This window comes from Brevundimonas sp. (assembly GCF_023259385.1).
Lineage (GTDB): Bacteria > Pseudomonadota > Alphaproteobacteria > Caulobacterales > Caulobacteraceae > Brevundimonas.
In genome coordinates this window covers 1-3,374 of sequence record NZ_JAHFPF010000130.1, presented here as the reverse complement: position 1 = coordinate 3,374, position 3,374 = coordinate 1, and the positions used below count along the sequence as shown (strand labels likewise).

Annotated in this window: 6 protein-coding genes; 3 read left to right on the top strand and 3 right to left on the bottom strand. The window is 69.7% G+C overall.

Going from position 1 to position 3,374, the window contains the following annotated elements; all coding sequences use genetic code 11:
- Positions 1-108 precede the first annotated feature (108 nt).
- Entirely contained in the window at positions 109-345 is a 237-nt protein-coding gene (locus Q0C81_RS10975; RefSeq protein ID WP_291837469.1) for a helix-turn-helix transcriptional regulator, read from the bottom strand.
- Positions 345-842 carry a DUF2975 domain-containing protein gene (locus Q0C81_RS10970; RefSeq protein WP_291837467.1) on the bottom strand — a complete coding sequence of 166 codons (498 nt, stop codon included), beginning with the start codon at positions 840-842 and terminating at the stop codon, positions 345-347. The genes Q0C81_RS10975 and Q0C81_RS10970 overlap by 1 nt, the downstream gene beginning before the upstream one ends.
- Before the next feature lie 95 nt (positions 843-937).
- Between Q0C81_RS10970 and Q0C81_RS10965 the strand changes: the two genes are divergently transcribed.
- The 3 genes from Q0C81_RS10965 (at position 938) to Q0C81_RS10955 (ending at position 3,181) form a co-directional block, all read left to right on the top strand.
- Positions 938-1,876 carry an ABC transporter ATP-binding protein gene (locus tag Q0C81_RS10965; RefSeq protein ID WP_291837465.1) on the top strand — a complete coding sequence of 313 codons (939 nt, stop codon included), beginning with the start codon at positions 938-940 and terminating at the stop codon, positions 1,874-1,876.
- Positions 1,876-2,601, top strand: coding sequence for an ABC transporter permease (locus tag Q0C81_RS10960; RefSeq protein WP_291837463.1), 726 nt, complete (start codon positions 1,876-1,878; stop codon positions 2,599-2,601). The genes Q0C81_RS10965 and Q0C81_RS10960 overlap by 1 nt, the downstream gene beginning before the upstream one ends.
- Positions 2,602-2,836: 235 nt before the next feature.
- The gene (locus Q0C81_RS10955) at positions 2,837-3,181 is read left to right on the top strand and encodes a VOC family protein (protein ID WP_291837460.1); all 345 of its coding nucleotides are present in this window, start codon (positions 2,837-2,839) and stop codon (positions 3,179-3,181) included.
- Positions 3,182-3,184: 3 nt separating this feature from the next.
- Here Q0C81_RS10955 and Q0C81_RS10950 read toward each other — a convergent pair.
- The coding region (locus Q0C81_RS10950) for a hypothetical protein (protein ID WP_291837458.1) at positions 3,185-3,374 on the bottom strand (190 nt) is incomplete at its 5' end.

The following is a 3,374-nucleotide window of genomic DNA, read 5'->3' as shown; positions in this document are numbered from 1 at the left end:
AGGGATGTCGGCGCGAAGCGGCGACAGGGTGGGGCGCGTATCCGAGCGCGCGGTTCCCCACCCGTCCCGCTTCGCGGTCCACCCTCCCCATAAGGGGAGGGAGAAGCGTCACTCCTCTTCATCCCCCAGCAGATCCCCGGGGTCGAAGTCGTAGTCCAGCAGGTCCGCAGGCCGGCACTCCAGCGCCGCGCACAGCTTGGCCAGGGTGCGGAAGCGGATGCCCTTCACCTTGCCCGAGCGGAACAGGGACAGCTGGGTCTCGCTGAGACCGACCTGCTGGGCGAGGTCGCGGGCCTTCAGGCCCTTGCGGACGATCAGCTGGTCGAGGGTCACGCGGATGGGCATCAGATCATTTCGTCCAGCTCGGCCTGGACCTTGCCCGCCTGTTCGATCACCCGGCCCAGCAGGAACAGGGCGCCGCCGATCATCCCCAGCGTCATACCCTCCACGTCGAAATTCAGAAAGCCGCCCTGCCCCATGTGCAGGACGCGCATCAGGTTGGTCACGATGAAGACGCTGAGCACCCCGCCGACGCCGAGCGCCAGGCCGACGCGCCGCAGGGTCGAGGCGAGGGTCGGCTGGATCAGCCGCCCCTTGCCGATCTGGCCCACGCCCGTCCCGATGGACCAGACCCCGAACAGGTAGCAGAAGGCCGGCAGGCCGTACTGCAGCGTGCCCTGCAGCACGTCAGGGTAGCCCATCATCCCGCGCGTCCAGGCGATGACCGGGGCGACGACATAGGCCAGCGCCATCAGGGCCCCGACGCTGCACACCATGAAGATCGACAGCCAGCGGAACTGGCGGCAGCGCAGGCGGAAGCGGTCGATGTCGGCAGCGGCCATGAGGGTCTCCGGATTCTGTCTTGTCTTTAATCTTGACTTAAAGACGAGAGCTTCGCAACTTTATATGAGAGTTAAACGAATCGAGAGCGCCGACCATGAACGCCGCCATTGAAACCCGCGCCCTGACGCGCCGGTTCAAACGCCATCTGGCCGTCGACGCCGTGTCGATGACCGTGCCGGACAAGGCCGTCTACGGCTTCCTGGGCCGCAACGGCGCGGGCAAGACGACGACGCTGAAGATGCTGCTGGGCCTGATCGCCCCGACCTCGGGCGCGGCCCGGGTCGCCGGCGTCGATGTGGCCCGGGACCGGCTGGCCGCCGCGCGGCGGGTCGGGGCGCTGCTGGAGGCGCACGGCTTCTATGTGAACCTGTCCGGCCGCGAGAACCTGGACCTGACGCGGACCCTGCTGGGCCTGCCCAAGACCGAGATCGACCGGGTGCTGGACGTGGTCGAGATGCGCGAGCACGCCGGTAAGCCGGTCAGCGACTTCTCGCTGGGGATGCGGCAGCGCCTGGGCCTGGCCCGGGCCATGCTGGGCGCGCCGCCGGTGCTGATCCTGGACGAGCCGACCAACGGGCTGGACCCGGACGGCATCGCCGACATGCGCCGCTTCCTGCGCGCCCTGCCCGAGCGGACCGGGGCGACGGTGCTGCTGTCCAGCCACCTGCTGGGTGAGATCGAGCAGACGGCGACGCACGTGGGAATCCTCAGCGAGGGCCGTCTGGTGCTGGAGGGCGAGCTGGAACGGCTGAAGGCCGAACTGGCCCCCGAGATCGCCTTCCAGACCGACGACCTGCCCCGCGCCGCGGCGCTGGCCAAGGCCCGCGGCTTCGACCTGACCCTGGGCGAGGGCGGCGCGGTGGCGCGCCTGAAACCCGGCGAGGACGCCCGCTCCGCCTCCGCCGCCCTGAACCGCGCGCTGGTCGAGGCCGACCTGGCCGTCTTCGCCATCGGGCCGCGCGCCCGGTCGCTGGAAGGCATCTACCGCGACGTTTCCTCCCCCGCCTCCAACCTCCAGCCGGAGACCGTCTGATGCTCGCCGTCCTGTCCGTCGAAGCCCGCAAGCTGAACCGCTCGCTGGCCGCCCTCCTCGCCGTCGCCGCGCCCTCGCTGATCGCGGTGTTCGGCTTCTTCATGCTGCTGCGCAGCACCAGCGCCCAGCCCTGGGACATGTGGATGAACAGCGCCGCCGGCGTCTGGGCCTTCTTCATGATGCCGATGAGCGTGACGGCCCTGACCGCCCTGGTGGCGCACATGGAGCATGGCCCGAAGAGCTGGGACCACCTGCGCGCCCTACCCCTGCCCCGCTGGAAGCTGTACGCGGCCAAGGCGATCTGCGTGCTGGCCCTGCTGGCCCTGATGAGCGCGGCGGTGCTGGCGTTCAGCTGGGCGGCGGTGAGCCTGGCCGGCGCGATCAAGCCGGCCGTGGCCGCCACCGGACCGTTCGACCTGGCGCAGTACGCCCGCGTCATGGCCATGATGTTCGGCGCGGGGCTGCTGATGGTCGCGATCCAGCTGTGGATCGCGCTGCGCTACGCCAGCTTCGTGCCGGGCCTGGTCGTCGGGATCGGCGGCACCTTCTTCGCCGTGGTGGCGACCGCGGCCAAGCAGGGCGTCTTCCTGCCCTGGCAGATGCCGGTCAACATGCTAGCCACGGAAGCCTGGCGGGTGAACACGGCCCTGAGCCTGGGCGGCGGCCTGGGACTGGTCGCCCTGGTCTTGATGACCGTCCATCTGGCGCGACGCGAGGTGCTGTGACCGCGGGGCGGCGTCCGCGCGCATCAGGCGGGTGATGGAAGCCTGTCCTGTGGTCAGCACGATCATCGGCCGACTCCTGCGATTGCGAACGATTTGCAAGTTTGCCCGGATTTGAACGGCTGGCAAGCGGGACGGTGGAAAAAGCCGAAAGCGCCGCGGTCGGCCCTTTCGCCGGCCGCCGCACGGGGTCACAACGGGGTGTGTCGGATGGCGATCCACAACAGGACACACCCCAATGCGTGAAGACGGAAAGCTGGACTATTTCGAACTGCCGGGCGGCGACATGCCGACGGTGAAGGCCTTCTACGGCGCGGCCTTCGGCTGGACGTTCGTCGACTACGGGCCGGAGTACGCGGCGTTCAACGAGGGGCTGGACGGCGGCTTCAACGCCCACGCCGCTCCGGATGACACGAAGACGCCCCTGCCGGTGCTCTGGGCGGACGACATCGAGGCCATGCAGGCCAGGGTCGAGGCCGCGGGCGGGACCATCCTGAAGCCGATCTTCGCCTTCCCCGGCGGGCGGCGGTTCCACTTCCGCGATCCGGCGGGCACCGAGCTGGCGGTCTGGTCGGAGAGCTGACGCCTAGCGGACGTCGACCGACTGGGCGATCTGCTCCGCCAGCGCCCGGTCGGCGCCATCCAGGGTCATGGTCCAGACGTGGACCTCGCGCGGCGCGTCCGGACGCTGGAACAGATGCTCCATGGCGTGCCGCTGGCCGTCCTCGGTGACGACGACGCTGGCGCGCCCGCCCGCCTCGACCGTCTCGCCTGTA

What these genes read in the sequence shown, in the direction of transcription:
- Q0C81_RS10960 (WP_291837463.1), top strand. Translation starts at nt 1,876, where the DNA reads ATGCTCGCCGTCCTGTCCGTCGAAGCCCGCAAGCTGAACCGCTCGCTG.
- Q0C81_RS10975 (WP_291837469.1), bottom strand. Translation starts at nt 345, where the DNA reads ATGCCCATCCGCGTGACCCTCGACCAGCTGATCGTCCGCAAGGGCCTG.
- Q0C81_RS10965 (WP_291837465.1), top strand. Translation starts at nt 938, where the DNA reads ATGAACGCCGCCATTGAAACCCGCGCCCTGACGCGCCGGTTCAAACGC.
- Q0C81_RS10970 (WP_291837467.1), bottom strand. Translation starts at nt 842, where the DNA reads ATGGCCGCTGCCGACATCGACCGCTTCCGCCTGCGCTGCCGCCAGTTC.
- Q0C81_RS10955 (WP_291837460.1), top strand. Translation starts at nt 2,837, where the DNA reads ATGCGTGAAGACGGAAAGCTGGACTATTTCGAACTGCCGGGCGGCGAC.